We start from the raw sequence: 23,605 nt of genomic DNA, 5'->3' as shown, positions 1-23,605 counted from the left end.
TTTTAAGGTCTTTCATTCTCATTGAATATTAAATACTTCTTCTTTCCCAGCCGGGAATTGCCCTCGTGCTTCTTCACGTATTACAACAATATCCCCAGGGTTGAATTGTATTATCTTGTCCTTAGGCCAGTGCTGATATTCACTTCCGTTCAATGAATACTCAAAACTATCACATGATGGCTCAAAGTATTTACCACCGCTGAAAATTCCAATATTAACTTTAGATGTGAACTCAAATGCTTTGGTAGCTCCAGCAGGGAGAACTGAGCTTCCCCGTTCACGAAGCAGTATCTTTAAATCTCCTGGAAATTCCTGATTAACATATGTTGTCCATGTATGTCCATTATCTGAGGAATACTCCATAGCCGAAGTCGCTCCTTGATCAAAAGTATTACCAACATCATTTATTCCGACAAACATATAAACATTGTCTACAAAACTAACGATCTCGTATTTTCCTGCGGGTACCTGATTTTGAGAGTCTGCCTTGTAACGGACATAAACGGAGATCCTCCCTGGAAAAGTATAATCAGACTGTTCATCGTAAGTGATCCAGCTAACTCCCGAATCTATAGAAAATTCCATAGTATTATCGGCGCCTACAAGAACGTTATACATATCATCATTATCGACCGCAGGTTTCCCTGGTTGTAAAGGCAGTATATCCTTTAACGGAGTATATACGACAGCTGTGTAGCTTTGTTCAGCGCGGATACCCCTCACTCCAATATGGGTGGCTCCAGCAGGTACAATCGTATCTACAGGTAAGACATATTGATGTCCCGAAACTTTGTCTACAGTTGCCAATACAGTAGAACTTTGTTTGTTGAAGCTATACAACAGTTCATATTGTTCGATGCCTGCCTCGTCAGAACCCGGAGTCCATATTATGATTCCTCCCAAATATCCTGCACGCGCATCGGTATCAATGAAGCTTAGTCCAAGCGGAATATCAGTGTTTAGGCTACAGGCTTCTTCGAATGCTATTCTTATTTGTTCCAAGTTAGTATATTTCCCTCTAGGTTGGAGTTTTCGCTGTGTCAAAACGTATTGGGAAATCAAATTTTTAGCGTCGGTATTCATTGCAGTATAACTTGTTAGATCAATACCAATAATGCTTGCTTTGTTCTCGAGATAATACTTTATAGTATTACTACTTGATGCGTTATTCATGTTCATCAATACTTCGGTTACTTCTTTAGCAGGTGCTGGATATTGTGTGTTTACATTCGCAATAATCGACTTAACATCGGTATAATTATGAATGGATCCGTTCACTTCCGCAAAATAACGTTGATAATATTCAGCGTTGTACTCAATCAAGTTAAGCTCTGTGTCTAGGGGTGATGGGTATGCTTTAAGAACATATATGACGTCGTCAGCTTTGACAGGGTCAGCGACTGTACCCGTCTCGAGTTTTAATTGAGCGGTAATAAGATCAACCACTTTTTCTCCGGTGTAAGCTCCGTGACCACCTAGGCCATACTTCCCTCCATCCATAGTAAGTGCGCGATCAACGAATCTCCAGTCAATTCGATATGAATCTATTGTGCCTAAATTAACCTGATCAAAGTGGAACGTTAGGATTGGCATATCGGGTTTACTGACATCCCAGCTAATCGATTTGACGGGAATATAACCAAATCCATAATTCCTCAGTATCCCTTTTTGGAGAATTGCCTTTGGGTCGGTTACCATGGTCACATTGTTGTCCAGAGGACTTGTGAATTGGGTGCTAATCTCAGATAGATTCGCTTTTTCATATGGCAGAACGATATTGCTGTTAGGCTGATAGTTTTGTACTGAGTACAAAAACGTAACTCCTGATTCCTTACCCGCAGCATCAACAAAAACGCTCCAGATAATATAAGCTTCTTCTTCTTTCAGGCCTACCGCTTTATGAGTTGCGAGGGAGCCTGCTGTTACAGAAAAATGTCCGCTGGAGTCAGCCGGGCTGTTATCATCATTTTTACCATTCTTAATTTGCTCAATAGTAGGCCGGGAACTATTGTAAGTGCTAGGTGTAGCTATAAAATAGACAGTGCCTGATGCTTTAGGTTTGAGTACCAGTTCCACTGAGTTCATATCACGATACTTATAGGTTTTTATTAGAAAATTATTTGAATTACCTGGCTGCAATGGAGGCTCTGTAGGTGAGGGTGTTGTCGTATTTCCGCCTGAACCTGAATTTCCGTTATTACCGGAGCTACTGCCTGATCCAGAAGAGTTGTTTGAACCGCTACCAATTTTATTTATATATTCTGGGTTAACATTATTATTCAACTGTCCAATATGGGTTTTAACTTGTTCGTAATTTGAGATGATATCTTGTGCTTTTACACCTTCAGGCAATACGAGGTTTGCTATATTCACATTTAACGGAAGTGTAATTTGAGCATCTTTATTCTTGATGATGATAGTACCGATAGGTACTGTAGTCATGATTTTTGCTTTACCCTCTCCTGATATTTCTAGTTTATCAATACGACCGTTTCCAGAAAGAATGGTTTCTTCTTTTGATGCTGTGATTTGAAGCTCTTTAATATTCGCATAGTTCCAGAAACTCCTAACAGTATCCTGTAGCTTAACATGACCATAGACAACCGAGCTATCACCCCAAAGACTAGATAATTCAGAATGGACAGTTACATCACCGATGGTAGTCATGTTCTTGGCTTCCACATGAACATTTTTTTTGTTGATTGTCATTGCACTAAGCTGAGCTTTATCAAATACTACGGTATTTTCGTCCCCGCCATTCACAAGTGTATTCCCTTTAACATTCACGTTCAGGGCATAGAAGTCATTGTATAGTTCACTTCCGATGTTAAGGTTACCCTGAATGTTGATATTCTTTAAAGTCACATAATCGGCTGCAACTTTTAAACTTCCTTCAATGTTGGCCCCGTTACCATCAAACACGATATTCCCTGAAAACTCCGGCTTTCCCGTATCCGCAGGTTTTCCACTTTGAGCAAGCTCTAAATAAGTGATACTTATGATCGTGTTATTTTCGTCCTTAAATTTAACTTTCGCTTTTGCTAAAGCTTCAGAATTATTCTTAAACAATTTCTTCAAAGATTCAGATAAGGCGTAATTCTTACCTGAAATTGTTATAGTGTCATTATTGATCTGTTCAATGATACTGGTCTGCTGATTGTTCTTCATTTCGGCAACTCGAAGCACAATAGCTGCCATCTCTTGACGCAACACAGGCTGAAGAGGATTAAAGCTCGTTCCGGTGCCTTGCATTAAGCCCGATTCTAGGGCAAGGGCTACAGATTGTTTAGCCCACGATGAAATTTTATCCTTATCAGTAACGGACAATTCCGGAACCGATGATTCTATGTTGATATTTGCGATCTTTACCAATAGGACTGCCATTTCTTCTCTGGTAAGAGGTGCAGTAGGACGAAAGGTTCCATTCCCATCCCCGAGCATCCAGCCCGAACTTTTCATCACCTCAATTGCACCGGCACTCCATGAGCCAGAGATGACATCGGTAAAGGATGACTTGCTCAACTGAAGAGGTTCGATTTGCATGACATTATTGAGAGCAGCCGCCACTTCTTGGCGTGTAACAGCACTCATTGGTCGAAAAGTTCCATCTGAACTGCCTGCCATTAAATTGTATTCCTTGGCCTTCACGATAGCTTCTCTAGCCCAGACAGAGGCTTTGTTCAGATCTGAAAACGTTATCTCCCCAGAACTTTCAGCTGCATACACGCTGGATAATGCTCCTATACTCATGGCCAGACTTAGCGTAGTTACAGTAATTTTTTTAAATAAAGTCATCTTGCTCCCCCTTGTAAAAATATGTACTATAAATTACAAATATCTACCTAATTCTACTATGGTAAATATATACAAACAATAAAATTTATCATATTTAATATTTTTAACCTTTGAATATTGTGGAATTTTAGCAAGAATTGTATTATTTTTCGTATATATGCTTATCCAAAGTTACATCCCTCTTTATTCGCTTAAAGGACCTACTAGGATAACCCCCGATATATAATAAATTTATAAATAACCCCATATGTTGTCTGCAATAAAGTCCACAAATGAAAGAGACCCACTTTATAGTGGGTCTCTCTAAGCCAAAGAAGTTACTAAAAGTTAGTATCCGCAGGAGACGGGACTAATCATGAAGAAGAGGTCTCTACAGCGCGGTTAGCGCGTTGTTGAAAGAACGGTATACTTACCAAACAGACAATTGCCACTCCAATAACCAGAGCAAACCCCGTCCCTCCCATTCCTTTCAAAGGCAAAGTCAGACTAAGCAAGATGCATCTCGTGGCTACCATTAAGCATTCTCTCCATATAAGGAAAGAGGCTTGACTGACGGGATTTGCATGTTGGATAAAGCGGAATTGCTGAGCGTTCCAGACCGTCAGGAAGAAGAACATACCTATTGAAGTGATTAGGTTAGAAATAATAAGCGCTACAGGATGCTGGAATAATACGATTATAAAACCGACAGCCAACAGTGTCATCCCAATCCACAGCCAACGCATCTCGTCAATTTTCACTTTTCGATACACCCATAACCCAAGCAAAGAGCAAATCGTATACACCATGTTTAACAAAGCAATCAACAATTTGTCCTCTGTGACAGTGAACGTAAAGAGTAACGTAAATAAATTCTGAAATTGCATGAATACACCCGCTGCGAGAAAGGATAGTACGATCCACTTTGATCCTGGACGGCCGAATGCGGTACGGAGACTATAACGCCCACGAGCAGCATGGTTATCCTGTACGTCTGGAGTAGCTAAAGTAATTCTCGGCATAAAGAACGAGAAGATCAGCATCATGGCGACGAAGACAAGCATCAAGATGAAAGAGCCCGAATACCCATACCCATCGATAACTTTCGCCGATACAAAAGGAACAGCAACAGATATTACCTGAGAGATAACCATTAGCGTGGCGAAATATGGAGTATATTCACTCCCCTTACCCCTTAAGGCGATGCTGAGATTCTGCGAAGCCTGAGAGAACCCAAACATTGCACCTACAGGTATACCTAATACTAATATCCACAGATATCGATTATCGAACTGCACCATGACTAAATACATGAAAGCAACGGTTCCGAACAACGCAGAAATCGCTAAAGGCAGACGTATAGAAAATCGATTTAATAACCTAGCCGCAACAGTGAAAGAAAACCCCCAACTGATGAACATAGACATGTTGTAAAGAGATACTTCCGTAATCGAATGGTCATACTCCCAAATAAATAAATTGACGAATATCCCAATATAACTTGCGATAATTGTGCTGATCGTGGTCATGATCAGCAGCTTGCGCATATCTTTAGACATCTGCCACATCCTTTCTTTCATTCATTCGCATGGATCCAATTAGAGCTTATTTTTTGAATTATTATTTTCTTACTTTCTAGCTACTTCTTATCCTTATTTCCATCAATGCCTCGTATCGTTCTACATCATTTTGTGAAATTCTAACCACTTCATCTCATTGGAAAAGTGGACAACCATCAACCACCCTATGTACGTATATCAGCAATCATACCCGCTACTACATCTGCTTGCTATCGTTAATTTATCAATGCTCAGTAAGTCTAATCCTTTAATCATACCTTCGGAGTCCAGATTAGGCTTCAGGCTCACATTATACATAATTTCCCAGGTAATCCCCATAAATATAATTAAATTTCACACCGAATAATGCTGTTCAGTTGTTTCGAGGGCTTACAACTTGGTGACCGATCATGTTAAGCCAGTTAAACACGTTCGACTACCGATACCTCTCTCTCCTCACATGAAAAAAATCAGACCACATAGGGTCTGATTGTTGATAGTAGCGTCTTGACGTCCAAACGTTCAAATCAATATTGAATATTATGCGCTGCGTTTCTTAAGAAACAATTGATCGATAGATAACGCTGTAGGAGCAGCAACAGTCAAATAAATCGTCACTAACATAAAAGACAAATCCATCTCATATCCAGCCATCTGATCATTCCCAAGTAACCCTGCTGAGAATTTCGTTGTCACAATCGCTCCCAGAAGCATGACCGTAAATATAGCTGACACATATCGGGTGAAGAGTCCAACAATCAACATGATCCCACCAACGAGTTCAAGTGCAGCTACCGCATATGCCAACAATCCAGGTAAACCCAAAGATCCAAACCATGCCTCTACATTCCCTAAACCCATTTGCAATTTACTAATTCCATGAGCTAGAAATAATATTCCCATCACGATACGCATTATCGTTGATACCACTGTTATTCTTGTCATTATTTATTCTCCCCTTAATTTCATTTATTGTGTTTATTTTGCTGGTAAAGCTAGTGTGATTAGTTTGTCCACCCTCTTCGATTAGTATTTATAGTTATTAAAAATATAATATTTGTATTAGTAATATAACCCGCGATAAAATAATATGTCAACCTAAATATATTTCTAATACATATTTTTATTTTTTATTAGGAATATACAACGTCATATTATATCGATCACATTGCAAGTTAATTAATGAATCGAATAGGTAGCACATAACAAAGAAGGACACCTCAACGGTGTCCTTCTTTCTGTTGTTCTATGCTTGCATCCGATCATTCGTCCTTAACCACACTCAATACCTATTCCGTAATCATGCCATACGCAGTTATCTTCTTAATTCTGTGTGCTATCAGCATGGATATCAAATATGAGAATACAACAATTCCAATACAAAGGATCATGATGGTCGGAATATGTACTTTAAATTGGGCGTTCGAAATGCCAACGCTACGAACTAATACAGAAATTAGAGGATTGGTGCCGATGCACCCTAGAAATCCCCCCACAGCCGTTCCGACAATGACGACAGGAGCAAAACTTAAAGCGATTTGCGTCATAAGTTGGTAAGTTGTGTACCCTAACGCTTTATAAATACCCAATTCCCGTTTACGTTTAACGATCATCGTATTGATCACTAGGTAGAGAATTAAACTGACGACAACCACGGTTACGAGCAGAACGACCAAGACCACAGAAGTCATGGCTGAACTATAGGTAGACAACTGCGCTTCTGCAAATTCACGCAAATTTTTCACTTGTATGAGTTGATCTCCAAATGTGGCTTTCACTTGTTGGATATATTCCCGATTGTCTGTACTGTCTGTACCGTTCAGATACACATTAATGGTTGATATGTGATAGTCTGGCATGAATTTTTGCATACCCGATAGAGCAATATAAGCTACCTTCCCGGAATTACTCATTGTCTGAGTCAGTCCGGTGATCAGGTAGTTGTGCGTGGTATCGCCCGACCTCACTTCAACGGAATCCCCTATCTCTTTGTTAAGCATGTCCGCGATAACACCTGTAAGCACAACCTCGTTATCATATACAGGCAATCTCCCTTTATAGGCCGAAAGATAATCCATTTGACTGTAATCATCTGACACAAAGGTTGCCATATCAACTCCATCCATAATTAAGGTTGCCGAATCCATCTTGGTTATTTTTTTTACGCCATCCATCACCTCAAGCTGTGCAACCAGTTGTTCAAGGTTAGCCGTTGGATCTGCAGTCACGGCGACATCTGATACTTCCGTTCCAAGCATTTTATAAAAGGCGGTGTTATCGACTGATAAATTATAATAGAGGATCATAGAAAATATGGACGCAAACGTGACCCCTACAATAACCAACGCAATAATGATATTTTGTTTCATATGAGCTGCCATGGTTTTGCAAGCTAAGGTCCATTGAAGTCCACCCATTGCTTTGTTCAGCGGGAAATGATTTCGTTTAAAACTGTGTGTAAGGATACCGCCACGAAGCGCAACAACAGGCGGGAGTTTTTTGATTTTGCGACTTGATAACAAGGTAACCATCAACAACAGCGCTATTACAATCAAGACACTCACAAGATCCCTACCGGGTTGAAAACCACTCTTCCATTGTAGACCTGCTAAGTTAGAAAGAATTTGACTAAATAAAGGCGTTACGACATAAGACAGTCCAACCCCGATGATTGCGCCGATCATCCCTATCCAGGTAAATTGCAGTACCATCGAAGCCGTGATTTGCTTGCTTGTATACCCCATTGCACCTAATGCCCCGATATTTGTCATATTATCGTCAATACTGTTCACCACACGGAATCGAATCACAAATAAGGATACAATGACAATAATCCCTGCAAAAGCAACTAACATCATAGAAATCACACTAATCATCATCGTAGATGTCATAGTCATAGCCTGCATATCCATATCAAACGTATTACCAAACGAACCCAGTGCAGACAGCTGTACATCCGTTTTATTCTTAAAATCACGCAGCAATGTGGTCGATTGTTCCACATCATCCAGTCTTATCGATAATAATGTACTGCCTGTTGCCTCTCCCATTTTATCGTACATCTGCTTATATGCGGTATCGGATAAAAAGAACTTCATTGCTCCCGCATTAATCGTCCCGAGCGTAGGTGACTCATAGAACCCCCCAATGCGATAATTGAACTCCTGATCAAGAGAAGTAATCCTTAGGGAATCGCCGAGCTCATACCCCCCGTTTTTCATGGAGAGAGGCACATAAATGGCATTCTCCTTCGCAATCTCTTTTCGTTCAACCAGTTGAAGAGGAGCCATGTTTCGCTCTTGATCGGCGTTAAGGAATGCTCCACCCATGCCCATCTCGTTATCGCCAAATTTCATTTTCGCATTACCTAGAAACATCATGTCTTCTGTTTCAACTTCGTTCACTCTAGAATCACCCTTGAAAAAGTCTCCATATACCTGCTTATATTCCTTATGATTCATAATAACGAGTGCATGTGGACTGTGATATTCTTCGATTTTATCGCGATAGAACGTATCCACCTTTGTAAAAATGCCAATCCCTATGTTTAACAGCAGTGTGGCAATTAGGATTAACAGAACGAGCGAACATGCCGCACCTTTACTTTTGTTCATGTTGGCTATGGCAAGATTGAATAGCTTCATCGTTACCACCCCATTTCAGTCAAAAAGGATTGCAGCTGTTCATATCGTGCATGGTTATCCTGGACATGGAATGCGCTTAGTTTCAATTCTCCACACATGACGCCATCTCGTAAGTAAAGGATCCGATTACCTCGTAATGCTGTTTTCATATCATGCGTAACCATAACAATACTTTGTCCATTCCGATTCACTTCGGTCATGACATCTAACACGCTTGTACTGGCGGCGGAATTAAGTGCACCCGTTGGCTCATCTGCAAACACGATCTGGGGACTATTCATTAATGCCCGTACAATTCCTGCACGTTGAGCTTCACCGCCGGAAAGTTGGCTCGGAAATTTGTCCCAAGATATTTCATCTAATCCCACCTGCTTTAGTAACTGTTTGGCTTTCTCCAATATCTCTCGTTTGTTCTTGCTGACCAGTAAGCCACTCGCCAATGCATTATCTAGTACACTCATGTTATCCAGTAGATGAACCTTTTGAAACACAAAGCCACAATGATTTCTTCTAAAAACGGCAAGCTGATCGTTATTCAATTTAGCGATTTGCTTACCCTCAAAATCGATTTCACCCAATGTAGGCTTATCCATACCGGAAAGTGCATACAGTAAAGTGGATTTACCTGAGCCCGAGCTCCCCATAATGACCGTAAAGTCACCAGCGAATAAATCGATATCTAGGTTTTTCAGCACATGCTGTTGATGGCCTCCACTGGAGAAAGTTTTACATAATTTCTTGGTAGATAATAGGATTGTAGACATAATGAACGCATCCCTTATTTTTAAATTTCAACGATTATATATCAAAAAAAGACTGTAACGTTGATTACAGTCCTATCATACGATGGAAACTCTTAACGAATCTTTGCCCAATTCTTAACCAATCCTTAATTACTCAACTTTCGCACCTAGAAAATCAGCTTAACCCCTTGAGGCTAAGGAATTAATTCAATAAAAGTGTTCATCTTGACAGAAAACACCTTTCTAGTTTGGTATCATGGAAGTGTCGATCAACCATGCAAACAAAGAAAGGTGCGTAACTCTATGTTACAACAACATTCCATGTCTGAACAGTCTCGTTTTTCCAAGCTTTTTGCAACACTTCAAATGGGGAAATGCCTACGAAATGCTGGGATTTCTAAGTCATTTGGTCTTTCTAGTCTTGCTGTTTTCCAAATCGTCTTCTCCCTTGTTTTTGAGGGGAAGAATTGGTTCCGTTTGCTAGAAAGCCAGCGGGGCGTAGATTTTCCCGGAAAAGATGTCGTCTATCGTTTCCTAAATCATCCTTCCTTTGCTTGGCGTAGATTTCTGCACACTCTAAGCCTTAATATCGTGTTGCATTTTGAGTCGCTTATTTCATCTACTCGTGTTCGAGTATTCATCATCGACGATTCTGTGCTCAGTCGCAACCGGAGCAAAAAAGCCGAATTGCTGGCTCGGGTATTTGACCATACGACCGGTCGTTTCACCAAAGGATACAGCATGCTGACGCTTGGATGGTCAGATGGGTTCAGCTTTGCTCCGCTTGACTTTGTTATGCTTTCTTCAGCGAAGCTTGCGAATCGAATTTGTGAGATGACATCGAAAGTTTCTAAGCGTAGCCTGGGGTATAAGCGCCGAATGGAGGCCCTTTCTCGTAAGCCAGATGCCGTAGTCGCCCTATTAGATCGGGCTTTAACGGCTGGATTCAGTGCCGATTACGTGCTGATGGACAGCTGGTTCACCCAGGCACCACTCCTTCGCCAGCTGACAGATAAAGGCCTTTGCGTGATTGGCATGGTGAAGGAAATGAAGCAGCGATACCTCGTTCAGGGACAACGAATGACGTTACGTGAAGTCTTTCAAAGCCTTCCAAAACATAAAAATTCGGACATAAAAGGTTCCGTGATTGTCCATACGACCTGCGGCCTGCCTGTGAAACTGGTTTTTGTACGAAACCGGAATAAACGCCGGGAATGGCTTGCAATTTTGAGTACGGATGTATCCCTAGATTCGGCCGAAATCGTGCGAATTTATGGGATGCGCTGGAGTATAGAGACTTTTTTCAAAGTAACAAAAAGCTATTTAAAACTAGGAACAGAGTTCCAAGGTCGTTCGTTTGATCAACTGATTAGCCACACTACGATTGTATTTAGCCGTTATTTGGCGATGGAATATGAACGACGTCAAACCCATGACAACCGAACACTAGGTGGGTTATTCTTTCTCTTTGCCGATGAAGTCCGCGATTTAGATTTTCAGACCGCACTCCAACAACTCATGGTTTTATTTCTCGAAATGGCCCAAGCGAAGACGAAGAAAAACAAAACGTCTATTTTTTGTCAACTACAGGATTGGATCTCTAGTTTACCCAGCTATATCAAGGGCTTGTTTAAAGATTTAAGCTGCGAAAGTTGAGTTAATTATTAAGAAAGGGGAATTTGTAGCGTAACGGTGAACCCGTCTGTCCGGTTATAACAGATAATATAGCCTTGCATTTTCTCCATGAGATATTTAGAAATATATAGACCTAGGCCCGAACCCACTTGCCCCTCCACATGATCACCACGGTAGAATTTATTGAATAAGAGTGGCAATTCATCCTCACTGACACCCGTCCCGTAGTCCATGATCTTTACTTCTAAATAAGGCCCAACGATCTGTTGGGTAATCCGAACGGAGGTATTGGCGTACTTATACGAATTACTCAGTACGTTATCGAATACCTGTTGCAGACGTGCAAGATCCGTTGAAATAATACATTCCGGAACGTCGTCCCACTCTATTTTGTCATCATAATTACTATTTTCAATAAGTCTCTTCAACACACTGCTATGTTCATCCACTACGGTTACTTTTAACTCTTCCAACTCTTCTAAGCTCGCATGGAACATGTCCGTCACGAGGAGATCAATTTGCTCCGCTTTAACATAGATGGTGTTTAACCGTTTACGTTCTTTCTCATTCGTGGCAAGAACCAGCATGAGTTCACTTACGGCCTTAATGGATGCAACGGGTGTTTTGATATCATGGCTAAGGCTCGCAACGAGTTCCTTTTTACTACGATTTGCCAGATATTCGCTTTGACGGGCCGCGGCCAATTCCTCACGCATCATGTCAAAACTTTCGCTGAACGCACCAAACAGATTATTTCTATCCATGTCCAAAGGGATATCGAGGTTACCGTGGGCTACGTTTCGAGCAAAATCCTTGAGCTTAAGGAAGGGGCGAACGACGGTGCGATTCAGATACCAGACATAGGCGATGCATAGTAATGCTATCGCCGAAAATGTACTTAGCATCACGATGAAAAGCCGCTGCTTCCATTGTTGAAGAATATGGTTACCGTTGTTATAGAAAATCACTTTCCCTATAGGTGTTCCGTTAACCACCACATCGACGATCGAGTCTCTGTTCTTGATACCCTCGTTCACGGTGGTAGAGAGATGATCTGCTGTTGCATAGAGCACCTTTTCGTTCGTATCCATGACGACAAATTCTTGATTAGCGATGCTGAAATCTCCCCGATCCATATGCTCCCAATGGATTTCAACCTTCTTCACAACCTCATTGATCGCAACCATATCCACATCGGGTTCCACTTGTATAATCATCAATAGCACAGAAAAGGAAACGCCCACCCCAAAAATAATGGCGATGAAACTTATCATCCACTTGGTTTTCATATACGTTGATCCTCAAATACATAGCCGGTTCCCCACACAGTCTTGATATATTGTGGCTCGTTGGGATTCACTTCAATTTTCTCTCGTAAATGACGGATATGTACGTTCAACGTTCCATCCCCTGTGATGGAATCACCCCACACTTGGCGAAACAACTCCTCTTTGGGCACGATACGATTCTTATGATTCACTAAATAACATAACAACTTGAACTCCATAGATTTGAGCTTAACCTCCACGCCATGAACATGGACACGGCACCGATTGGCATCAACAACGACAGGGCAACAAGCTATTGTATCCGATGAAACACGCTGCTGGATTTGCACTCTTTTCAATACTGCTTTTACTTTTGCGAGTAAGACACTAAGCGTATAAGGCTTTTGTATATAATCGTCACCACCAATATTGAGAGCAATGAGAATATCATCATCACTGGAACGTGCACTTATGAACAAAATCGGAATTTGTGTGATCTGCCGCAGTCTTTTACACAAGTCAAAACCAGACGTATTCCCTAGGTTGATATCCAATAAAATTAAAGATGTCTCATGCTCTTCAAGAAACGCCATACATCCTTCAGCGCTTGTCACATACGTAGACTCCACATCAAACATATTCAAATATTCACTCGTTGTTTCGGCAAGAACCATTTCATCATCCACAATTAAGCAATCATATTTCATCGATCTTCTCCGTTCAATATGTAGTGATCACGCTGCTCTATCTAACTTTCAATATATATCTATCTTTCTCGACAGCCGAGTAACCAGACCTGCATCATCCATCCTAGTCTATCATCCACCCACAACAACTGTCTGTGTAAATTAACAATTTGAGCACAGGCTACATATCAAATAAACCAGACCATGCATGACCTGGTTTATTTATAAGGAAGTAAATAATTGCATTCACCCTATCTTGTCAGTACCCTCAACAGCTTGAATGCTGAGCTTAGCCGCGGACGTTTAAGATACTGCTGTACATAACGGTAGTCGGACAAGATAACACCTGCATCATGCATCGCATATGTGAAATCATCGTCGAAGGGTAGGCGTGACTCCCATACCCGCTTCTCCCAGTCTGGAATATTCGCAAGCATCCATGGATCTTCTATTCCCGGATGAATATATGTCTCACTTACACCGTCAGGAAGCTTATACAACTTGTCGATGATCGACTGCTTGAAGCTGTCATAGGTCTCGCCCTCTTGCATATGAAAAGGATGCGACAATAGGTAGTCTGGAATTTGCACCCCAAATGTATCAGCCAGTCCCGCCGCAAGCGCGACCGGACGTTCGATGTTACTCAGTGATCCAAGGAGTGGATCATCTGCATAGATGTACCGAAATAAACGTGAAGGTAGTCCCCAACGTGAAATCTTCCACAGCGCCTGCGGAATTAGACTACGACCCGTTTCTATTCCGTATAGACTTCCCATATGGTTATCAACATGACTAATTACAATGCCTGACTTCTTTACTCGCTTATACTGGGCGTCGATCTCATTCAGTACAGCTCCAGTTCGTGTCCCTACTTCGAATTCCTTCACTGTCTTATATTGATGTCCACTCTCATCATGCAGCGATGGATGACCCGTTAAGCTACTCCAACGTAGAGCATCAAACTCACTTGTCATCGTTAAGTGAATCCCCACATTAGGTTGGCGCCGACGGGCACTCCAAGCCGCAGCCTCCTCAAACCCTGGAGCTACGGCCATTATCGTTGCTGATGATACTTTACCCTCTTCCAATAGATGCATTATCGCCTGGTTCATGGCAGGGCTTTGCCCGAAATCATCACAGTTGATGATTAATCTTTTGCTCATGGTCATAGTCACCTCTCAAGGGTTCCGTAAATTTGAATTTGATTGTAAAAGATATGACCACGGATATCACGAGTAGACATAGCGGAACGACACTAATCAAATACCGGAATGTCGATTCAGGGTCCGAACCTGGGTTATCGCCACTTTGATAGCCGAATATCATACCTACTATAAAAAAGGCCAACGCCGAGATAAGCCCGCTCGAACGGGTAATGAATCCACTGACAGCCGTATAGATACCTTCTCTTCGAAGTCCTGTTTTATCCGCATCCTCATCAATAATTCTGCCACCTACGATCGCCGGGGTCACTAGGAATCCTGCCAGTCCGAAGCCAACAGCAACACCTGCGGCAATACCACTTATAAGATCATAGCCGAACCAGAGCGGAATCACGGATAACCCGTATACGATAAGAGATAAGCGCCATGCCTTGACCCCGTCCATATTCCGAATAATCCAGTACCATACGAATACTAACGGAATCACCGAGACGAAAACAGATGCCATCAAGATCGACACTTGTGCCTCTGAAATATGTAGTACATATTTGGCGTAAAAAGGAATCATCGAGCTAACAAGCCCATTCACCGTTTGGGCAAAAGAGTTCGAAATATTAAACACCCAGAACTTCTTGTTGCGAATCGTCTCGCGGAAGGCTGGAATCAACTTTAATGGCTCGCCTACGTCCGTCTCCTTCTTCTCTTGAACATTCATCATACAGATGTACATAAAAATACCAAAGACACATGCGTACACAATGGCCATATTGGAGAAGTTGATCGCAGCATAAATCATTGGGGATAATGCGGTAGCGATTAACAAAGCAACGACTTGGTAACCCTGCTGGATCGCGGATGCTTTCGCACGAATTCGATCTCCACGAAAGAGCTCTGGAAGTAGTGCCCCATAGTTCACCCAGAGTACCGTAGCGACAGCTTCATAGAGAATAAGTGTCACAAGAAACCAAGCAAATAGTCCATTCTCCGATAAACCTCCTGGAGGCGAGAACACCAGTACGAAGGCCAGCATAAATAGCGGGATCGAACCGAACACCCAAGGCCTGCGGCGTCCGTAACGAGTATTGGTACGATCCGACCAATAACCGAATAATGGATTATTCACCGCATCCCATATGAGGAAGATCGTTCGTGCTAGTGTCGCGAGCCCAATCCCAAGTCCTAGCTTTTCAACATAGAAGTAGCTGTAAAATGAACTAAATGCCTGACTAGGAACCATCATTGCAAACATTCCTAATGCGAACGTATGAGGTGAATTGATCCATTTACCTTTCATGAACATACCTCCTCCAAGTGTGGTAAGAAACCCTACTCTATTATATTCAATTAGTGGAATTTTTCGCCATATTTATTTACTACACCTGAAAATATTACCTATTCCTACTCATCATACTAAAGTATCTATCCCTACTATCTCTCTCACCACATACAAAATAAGACAATCCCTCTCAACCAGATGGTTGAAACAGGGATTGCCTCATTAATATTCAATATCTCCTTGAATGTACTTCTTGTGAATTATTCTCTCTATATCTATCTATTTCATTACTTTGCTGTTTCGAAATCCGCGATCTGCTGCTTGTACTGTACCAATAGCTTAGCTAATGCTTCCTTGATAGCAGCGGCATCTTTGGATTTAGCTGCGTCATTTAGAGCGATTTGAGCTTTGAAAAAGGCTTGATCTCCTTCGCTCATCTGTTCCGATGATGTAGCCATCGTACTTTTTACGAAAGAAGTTTTCTCAAAAGCTGCTTGATCAGCCTTACCGTTATCCATTACAAGGGTAACTGACATGTTGTTCGCTTCTCCGATTGCCGTCGGTATGGCCGCAATATGCTCTACACCCGCTGACTCCAAAGAAGTTATATCAAAGGCTTGACCAGGCTTGATATCAATCTTTTTCATATCAATGAAAAATGGCATCGCTTCTCCGCTTACTGCCGGCTCCGCAGAAACCACCTTGGTGGCTTTATAAATTCCGGACAAGTCATTTCCAGCAACCTTCTTGTATTGCTCTAGTGTCTTCTTCCAGTCTTCTAGCGTAGTAGGAGCGTAAGTTTTAACCAGTTCAAGGGGATTAGCCCAACTGCTCGCAACGGTTGTAACTGTAGCTAATACCTTATTCCCTGAAACTGTAGTGACCGTCTTGGACGATGCTTCCGGGCTCACTGCCTTAGGTTCGCTAGCTGCGTTCGTTACCGTTGGGACGGCAACTGCGGACACTAGCACGGCTGACAGGGCTAACTTTTTAAATATCATCTGGTGATTCATAGATAAAACACTCCTCTTCGGTTCGAATGATCTTACAAGTCCAAGCTTACAAGAAAGGTGTGGCAGAACATTGGTTAATTTATGGAAAAATGATGGCAGTCCTCCACACTCACCTGCGGATTGTTATACTAATGAGAGAAACAATCAGGAGGTAACATGAATGAATAATAACTATCTCATCGCCATAGTGGACGATGATCTACATATACGTAATCTTGTAGAAGCCTATTTGCTAAAGGAAAATTACCAAACCATCAGCCTCGGTAGTGCAGAGGAGGCTTGGACTTTGTGGCAGACAAATCCACCGGATATGTGGGTGCTCGACATCATGCTACCCGGCATGGACGGATACGAATTTTGCCGGCGAATCCGTAATGAGGCAGAAGTGCCGATCATTATGATTTCTGCCAGGGACAATGAAGTTGATAAAATATTAGGATTGGAACTTGGGAGCGACGATTATATGGTCAAGCCTTTCAGCCCCCGAGAACTGGTAGCACGTATTAAAAGGCAGCTCCAACGGACATATAAAATGAATGCCACGATGGAAGGAGTAACCCTCCCAACGACTTCCACCAGCCTTGAAGTCGGTCGGCTTCAACTGCTGCTAGAGGAAAGACGTGTATTCTGGTGTGGAGACGAAGTCGACCTGACCAGCAAGGAATTTACTATGTTGAGAGTATTCGCCGACTCTCCGAACCGAGCATTTACGAGAGACGAGCTTCTAACATTCGTGTGGGGCGACGATTATTTCGGAAGCGATCGCGCTGTTGATCATTTAATTAAGCGGATGCGCAAAAAGTTAGAACATGTTCCGATTGAAGCGGTGTGGGGACATGGCTATCGTATGAGAACAGAAGGGGATGAGCAGAGCACATGAAGCTGGTACATCAGATTAATTTGGCCTTTGGTATTGCGCTGGTCTTGGTACTTTCTGTTACGGCTGTTGTGATCCATCATGTGCTGTTAGATCATTTTATCGGAGCACAAAAGGAAGATTTGAAGACAATGAGTGCCGCAATGACAGTTTCATTGAGTAAGGAAAGCTTGAAAAATACGGTCATCATGGATCAAGCTGTTGTCTCATTACCCGCAATCATATCTCCCGCCACTGCAGGCGTGGAGGCTATTCTTACCGATGAAACAGGAAGGGTTGTGTCTACATCGGTACCTATGAATTATATTAACATTGGAATAAATGCCGGACCTTTAGCTACAGCAAGTGAAACTTCAAGTCTGCAAAACATTTGGAACGGGACAGATAGACGATACATTACTGAGGTGAAAGCAACGCCTCAAGGAACATTGACTCTCCTTACGCCTGTGAGTAAAGTCAAAACGATTGAGCAAGCTCTGCTTAAGAGACTACTTATCGTTTTCTGTGTGGCGGGTATACTGATGTTCCTATTTAGTCTATTTATCACGAAAAAGCTAATTCAACCCCTTCTGAGACTACGGGAGGAACTGAAGAAAGTAAAAGATCGTCACTTTGAAGACGTTAAACTGATCAAGGCTGGCGGAGAAATTGGCTCTGTCGCTCAATCCGTATATGATATGGCTGGTGAGTTAAAACGATATAATCACGTGCAGAAGCAGTTTTTTCAAAACGCCTCCCATGAATTAAAGACCCCCTTGATGTCCATCTCCGGATATGCCGAAGGGATCAGAGACGGTGTTTTTGAAGGAGAACATGTTCATAAGGGTCTTGATATTATTATGAGCGAAAGCTCCCGATTGAAGAAAATCGTTACGGAAATGACGCTACTTGCCAAGCTCGACAGTGAGGAAGATATATTCAAACCCTCGGAGATTTGTCTGAAGGACCTACTCATAGAAACCATTGAACGGTTGAACCCTCTTCTAATGAAGAAAGGACTGACCCTGTATACGTCATACGAAGATCACGAGCCACTTACGATCCGTGCCGATAGCGATAAATTATTGCAGGCTCTAATCAATGTGGTCTCTAATGCAACCCGATATGCCAATCAACAGATTTATATCCATGCTGCAATCAAAGATGGACGAGTTGAAATCTCGATTAGTGATGATGGACCGGGCATCTCGGAAGATCTACTTCCTCATCTATTCCACCGGTTTGTAAAAGGAAAAGATGGCGAATCCGGACTTGGATTAGCTATATCTCGTGCAATCGTCGAGCGCTGCGGAGGTCTGATCACGGCTGGTAACCGACGCGAAGGCGGAGCGGTGATCTCAATTGGGTTCCCTTGCGTAACAACCACGTAAACCACCAATCTATCCTGCTTACCAAGGAAATGTCTGGATTGGAAGACCGCTCACGAATCATTCACAGATGCCATGTCGCATTTGGCTTGACAATCCATCAAATCGAATAAATCATCAATTCTTATATCCGTTTAGCTTAACTTAATCATTGTATTTCTTCCATTAACTCCATTATCTTTTGAATTACCTGCTCTTCTTCATTAGTAATCCTATCTGTTGCGAATTGTTGTAAAAGATCTGTATGCTCTCCAACACAAACGGAGCGCTGAGCATGCTTGAACATCGACACATCATTTGCATCATTGCCAAATGCAATAAATTTTTGCGGCTCAATACCCATTTTTTGTAGCCCTGCCCATTTATCTACGCCTTTCGGGCTGATATCAATAATACCTTCATGGCCATGCATATATGTAACGATCGGTAATTTCTGTAGCTCCTCTAGCAATTGCCGCTCATTATAACTATGTAAAATGACCACTTTCACAATTTCATTTAACTCATCTAAATGTATGTTTTTTGCTCGCTGCTCCGGGTCCACATTTCGTCGAATCGGATGCTCACTACTACCTGAATAAGCATAATCCCACTTGCTATCTATTAAATAGTCTGCCTCGTATGTCTTTATTAACTTGGTGATACTGTCAGCTATCTGTTGGTCGAAATGAATAGTTGAAATGATATGCCCACCTGTTGCGACAAACGCGCCATTCCCACCAATCATTGAAAAATGTTGCATATGCGGTGGTAAAACGGGTAATAAATCACGTATAGGTCTAGCCGAGGCAAAGATTATTTCATGTCCTTTTTCTACAAGAGCGTCTAATACTTGTACCATTCCTTCACTTAAAGGCTTTCCTTTAAAACAAATTGTCCCATCTAAATCAAAAACAAATTTCATCGTATTCTCCTCCTCGTTTTTTCTTAACATAACAGTCTCCTATATAACGACCATGCCGTAATTAGATTAGGTCAATTCACTTTCCATATTTCGCATCATGAGGACTTGCTCAACATTGGTTGTGAAACTTAATTTCACCAATAGGTCGTTCAGAGGTTGATTGGATTTACGCAGGTTAGCTGTCGCTCGTCTGCAAACGTAGTCTAACGGGGCGAACAGTTCACCGAGAGCAAGCTTATAAATCTCCTCTGCATCTTCCCGCCCAGGAAGGGCTTCACATTGATAGAGCGTAATGGATACCAATTTACCCTCTTGATCAAAAGTTCGCTTATACAATGCATAACCTACAGGCTCGCTACCTTGTTTAATGATTAAAGATTCACCTTCCTTCATACTAGGCCATTGTGTCTGCCAAGCAGATAAGCCTCGATAGAAGTCTAGCGGGTATACATCACGGGGCAATCCTTTGGTAATGGAAAAGGGATGCACAGCAGATTCCTCCAGTAATTGGGGATCGATTGTACCCATATGTTGTAAGATCATTAATCGATCCGTAATTTCGTATCCCACATACTGATATAGCTTAATCGCACTCTCATTCTGGGTCAGCGCTTCAAGTATCGCAAGCTTCACGCCATGTTCTCGGTACAACTCTAGATTTCTTAACATGAGCGCTCTACCAATGCCCTGCCCTCTAAATGCAGGCGCAATGCCTGTCCCACCGTTCCATGCCAGTTTCTTTCCATCTACGTCACGAAATCCGTTCATTACAAACCCTGCAGGCTCACCATCCACATAAATAGCGAGTGAATTCTCCAAGGAAAGCCCTTCGTTAACACTCCTAGTCATAAAAGCCTCAATCGTCATAATCATCTGTATAAAATAGCCCTCAAATCCTAGATTCCAAATACGTACATTTTCCTCGATCGATAGCTCACTTAGTTTCCTAAACCTCATTGTCATAAGTACGAACCTCTCTTTTACTTCGTTTAATGTGATCATTTTCGTATTTTCGTCCCAACCTACATTCCACTTCAACTCTTCGACAATAAAACGCAAGGGAACCATGGTCGAGTCGAACAACTAGATATTTCCAATCCAAGAGTAACTTAACTGACTCTGCTTTTCAATCTGGCTGATATGTTTCACTTGACCTTTGGTCAGACCTAAGGTTCGCGTTAAACTCTGCCGCTATTTCACTTGAAGGTGTTCCTTCTAGGTAGTATTTTTCAAAAATTTCACGTTCGGTCGCCGATAACTGCTCTAGCAGTTCATCCACACAGATTGTTTCTGATGGCTGATTGGCTTGTAATTTCAATTCATCCATTTCCGAAACTGAAAATTGCTGATTATGTATGGCGATTTGTTTTCTTTGGTAATCAATCGCTTTATATTTGGCAATCGCTGCAAGCCATTGTTTAAATGAATTTTTCCCAGAATCGAAGGAATGAATATGATTCTATATCGATAACAGCACATCATCAAGGCATTCTTCATAGTCCTGTTGTTGGTTATTTAAATGACGTTTAATAATCGCAGCGAGTAAGCCTCCATACTCATGGATAATGAAAGAAATAGCTTTTTCATTTCTATTCTGTATTTGTTGTACAACATTGTCCTCCGTTACTTTCAATTGTTCACCTCTCCTTTCAATGAATATTGGTACCTGCTATGTAATACGAACTGAATACGATAAACCTATCATATAAGAAATAAATATTTCTTCCGTCCGTCTTATCCACGGCGGATTGTGAATCCAAACTAATCTCCGCGGATCTCTTAGAACTGTAGCAACAAAATTCAGAAATCTTTCTTTCGAATTTTATCGCAAACGACAATATAATAACGCACGACAGGAAAAGCCCCTTTCACTACAGATGTCAGCACGCATGTACACTTATTTCCCCCATTTTGAATCAAAGAATACAAATAAAGACATTCTAAAATCATACTCCCTTAGAGAGGTACGTGATTTGGTGAGAAAGCTATGGATTCAGGTACTCACATTAGGATTAAGCTGCAGCTTTATCCTGATATCTGCATGCTCGTCAAACAATGAAATACGCCCACGTTCCGTTAATGACCACAAGACTAAAATGGTTACAGAAGAACAAACGAATGACCCCGATCTGTACTTCGGAGATTTAGGTGTTGAACAACGACCTAATTCCCACCACATACGGAATTTAACTGCTGATCCGAGTAAAAAGGTGTTACTAGATCCGAATGGATTTCCACTCATCAAACAACACCCTAACCCTTCCATTGAGCCGAACCATAAGAATTATGTGGAGAGTCTCATCAAATCCGCTGAATCTTTTATAGGAACCCCTTATGTGTATGGTTCTGACCGAACTGAGCCTTCTACGTTCGACTGTTCCGATTATACACGGTGGGTGTTTATGACTTCATTGGGCATGGATTTGCCGTGGGATTCGAGGAGTCAAGCTGCATATGTTAATGCCTTTTCCAAGAAAAAATATACTTCACTGAAAGAAGCACAACGCGGTGATTTGTTATTCTTTTCTAGCTATAGAGGAGACAACGCATCTGACTATGCAAATTTAGAACCTTCTGAAAAGACAATTACCCATGTAGCTATTTATATGGGGAATGGAAAGATCATTCATTCTCCTTCTAAAAACAGCGGCGGGGTTCATATTGGCGAATTGACGTGGAGACAGTTGAATAACCGCTTCATCTCTGGAGGAAATATTCTTGACTAACTTTTAGCCTGTGCTCGTCTCGTTTTTTTTAACTTGTCCAATACTTTCACAGGTTCAATCATTTGCGGAACCCACAGGTCGTGATGTCTGTGTCACATAAAAAGGAGTCTGCCACCCTACTTCACTGGCAAAGCTCCTTTTTGTCTGTTTGTGGATTTGATTCTTCTGTTATGTTGTTCATCTGGTTCCTCGAACTGGAAACATAGCGTTACGGACATTATAGTGTTCTTGTACCACTTGGCACGGCGCAGTTATAATAAACGAGAGTTTATACTATCGAATATTATAACTCTTTTATAGCTTGAAAGGAGCTGTGCGATATGTCCGTGATAACTAAAAAAGCTTTAGCCGCATCTCTTAAAGAAATGATGGGACGATTATCGCTGGATAAAATTACAGTTAAAGATCTTGTTGCTGACTGCGGAGTGAATCGACAGACGTTTTATTATCATTTTCAAGATATATATGATCTATTAGATTGGATCTATAAGAGGGAAGCACTGGATAGTATCTCTAATTGTCGTACATACGACACTTGGCAACAGGGATTTCTGAAGATATTTCAATATGTACTGGATAACAAGAAATTCTGCTTGAGCACATATCGGTCGATGGGGCGAGAACATTTGGATCTGTTTCTCCACCAAGCGGTATTCGAGCTGCTGATGGCCGTCATCGAAGAGGTCAGCGCAGACATGCAGGTACGGATGGAAGATAAGAATTTTATCGCGAATTTTTACACCTATGCGTTTATAGGTATAATGCTGGAGTGGATCCGAAACGACATGAGTGAAGATCCAGAGTTTATTATTGAACGATTGAGCGTCCTCATTGAAGGCGATATGGAAAAAGCAATCAATAAATATGCGATGAGCTGATAATAAGGTGCTTCTTTATCCTATATGTTTAGACAATGTGAGGGCAGTGTATGGATTTCATACACTGTCCTTTTAGTGTCTAAGGTAACCGA

General features: G+C 41.7%; 17 protein-coding genes and 1 pseudogene. 5 read left to right on the top strand and 13 right to left on the bottom strand.

Features of this window, described 5'->3' with window-relative positions:
* Window positions 1–18: 18 nt before the first annotated feature.
* The 5 genes from PGLA_RS13145 to PGLA_RS13125 all read right to left on the bottom strand — a co-directional run bounded on the left by PGLA_RS13145 (window position 19) and on the right by PGLA_RS13125 (window position 9,741).
* Window positions 19–3,795, bottom strand: a complete 3,777-nt coding sequence (locus PGLA_RS13145; RefSeq protein ID WP_068533395.1) for a DUF4073 domain-containing protein — start codon at window positions 3,793–3,795, stop codon at window positions 19–21.
* 353 nt (window positions 3,796–4,148) lie between these two features.
* Window positions 4,149–5,333, bottom strand: a complete 1,185-nt coding sequence (locus tag PGLA_RS13140; RefSeq protein WP_068533393.1) for an MFS transporter — start codon at window positions 5,331–5,333, stop codon at window positions 4,149–4,151.
* A 540-nt stretch (window positions 5,334–5,873) separates the two neighbouring features.
* On the bottom strand, window positions 5,874–6,278 hold the full coding sequence (locus tag PGLA_RS13135) for a DoxX family protein (protein ID WP_068533391.1): 405 nt from the start codon (window positions 6,276–6,278) through the stop codon (window positions 5,874–5,876).
* Between the two features lie 344 nt (window positions 6,279–6,622).
* Complete coding sequence (locus PGLA_RS13130) at window positions 6,623–8,977, bottom strand: ABC transporter permease (protein WP_068533388.1); 2,355 nt, start codon at window positions 8,975–8,977, stop codon at window positions 6,623–6,625.
* 2 nt (window positions 8,978–8,979) lie between these two features.
* Window positions 8,980–9,741: an ABC transporter ATP-binding protein gene (locus PGLA_RS13125; RefSeq protein WP_068533385.1), complete on the bottom strand. Its 762-nt coding sequence runs from the start codon at window positions 9,739–9,741 to the stop codon at window positions 8,980–8,982.
* A gap of 282 nt (window positions 9,742–10,023) precedes the next feature.
* Between PGLA_RS13125 and PGLA_RS13120 the strand changes: the two genes are divergently transcribed.
* Entirely contained in the window at window positions 10,024–11,376 is a 1,353-nt protein-coding gene (locus PGLA_RS13120) for an IS4 family transposase (protein ID WP_068533383.1), read from the top strand.
* 8 nt (window positions 11,377–11,384) lie between these two features.
* Here the strand turns inward: PGLA_RS13120 and PGLA_RS13115 are convergent, their stop codons facing one another.
* From PGLA_RS13115 to PGLA_RS13095, 5 genes are all read right to left on the bottom strand, one after another.
* Window positions 11,385–12,644, bottom strand: a complete 1,260-nt coding sequence (locus PGLA_RS13115) for a HAMP domain-containing sensor histidine kinase (protein ID WP_068533381.1) — start codon at window positions 12,642–12,644, stop codon at window positions 11,385–11,387.
* On the bottom strand, window positions 12,641–13,330 hold the full coding sequence (locus tag PGLA_RS13110; protein WP_068533379.1) for a response regulator transcription factor: 690 nt from the start codon (window positions 13,328–13,330) through the stop codon (window positions 12,641–12,643). The genes PGLA_RS13115 and PGLA_RS13110 overlap by 4 nt, the downstream gene beginning before the upstream one ends.
* Before the next feature lie 230 nt (window positions 13,331–13,560).
* Entirely contained in the window at window positions 13,561–14,472 is a 912-nt protein-coding gene (locus tag PGLA_RS13105) for a polysaccharide deacetylase family protein (RefSeq protein WP_084411044.1), read from the bottom strand.
* A complete protein-coding gene (locus PGLA_RS13100; RefSeq protein WP_068533375.1) occupies window positions 14,444–15,766 on the bottom strand; it encodes an MFS transporter in 1,323 nt (440 codons plus the stop codon). Before PGLA_RS13100 ends, PGLA_RS13105 begins: the two co-directional genes overlap by 29 nt.
* A 269-nt stretch (window positions 15,767–16,035) precedes the next feature.
* Window positions 16,036–16,761, bottom strand: a complete 726-nt coding sequence (locus PGLA_RS13095; RefSeq protein WP_068533373.1) for a hypothetical protein — start codon at window positions 16,759–16,761, stop codon at window positions 16,036–16,038.
* 160 nt (window positions 16,762–16,921) lie between these two features.
* On the opposite strand from PGLA_RS13095, the gene PGLA_RS13090 reads away from it, so the two are divergent.
* Together PGLA_RS13090 and PGLA_RS13085 are read left to right on the top strand one after the other, a co-directional pair.
* The gene (locus PGLA_RS13090; protein WP_068533372.1) at window positions 16,922–17,641 is read left to right on the top strand and encodes a response regulator transcription factor; all 720 of its coding nucleotides are present in this window, start codon (window positions 16,922–16,924) and stop codon (window positions 17,639–17,641) included.
* Window positions 17,638–19,008 carry a sensor histidine kinase gene (locus PGLA_RS13085; RefSeq protein ID WP_068533370.1) on the top strand — a complete coding sequence of 457 codons (1,371 nt, stop codon included), beginning with the start codon at window positions 17,638–17,640 and terminating at the stop codon, window positions 19,006–19,008. Before PGLA_RS13090 ends, PGLA_RS13085 begins: the two co-directional genes overlap by 4 nt.
* 145 nt (window positions 19,009–19,153) lie before the next feature.
* On the opposite strand, the gene PGLA_RS13080 is transcribed toward PGLA_RS13085, so the two are convergent.
* From PGLA_RS13080 to PGLA_RS29735, 3 genes and pseudogenes are all read right to left on the bottom strand, one after another.
* On the bottom strand, window positions 19,154–19,909 hold the full coding sequence (locus PGLA_RS13080) for an HAD-IIB family hydrolase (RefSeq protein ID WP_068533365.1): 756 nt from the start codon (window positions 19,907–19,909) through the stop codon (window positions 19,154–19,156).
* Between the two features lie 66 nt (window positions 19,910–19,975).
* Window positions 19,976–20,977, bottom strand: coding sequence for a GNAT family N-acetyltransferase (locus PGLA_RS13075; protein ID WP_281197307.1), 1,002 nt, complete (start codon window positions 20,975–20,977; stop codon window positions 19,976–19,978).
* A gap of 109 nt (window positions 20,978–21,086) precedes the next feature.
* Window positions 21,087–21,542 (bottom strand): annotated as a pseudogene (locus PGLA_RS29735) (sigma-70 family RNA polymerase sigma factor); the annotation flags it as partial.
* Window positions 21,543–21,885: 343 nt separating this feature from the next.
* Here PGLA_RS29735 and PGLA_RS13065 point away from each other — a divergent pair.
* Window positions 21,886–22,635 (top strand): C40 family peptidase, encoded by a 750-nt coding sequence (locus PGLA_RS13065; protein ID WP_068533550.1) that lies wholly within the window; start codon window positions 21,886–21,888, stop codon window positions 22,633–22,635.
* Between the two features lie 320 nt (window positions 22,636–22,955).
* Window positions 22,956–23,513: a TetR/AcrR family transcriptional regulator gene (locus PGLA_RS13060; protein ID WP_068533364.1), complete on the top strand. Its 558-nt coding sequence runs from the start codon at window positions 22,956–22,958 to the stop codon at window positions 23,511–23,513.
* The last annotated feature ends 92 nt before the right edge of the window (window positions 23,514–23,605 follow it).

It is taken from the genome of Paenibacillus glacialis (genome assembly GCF_001637205.1).
Classification (GTDB): domain Bacteria; phylum Bacillota; class Bacilli; order Paenibacillales; family Paenibacillaceae; genus Paenibacillus_AQ; species Paenibacillus_AQ glacialis.
This window is presented reverse-complemented; position numbering and strand designations above follow the sequence as displayed.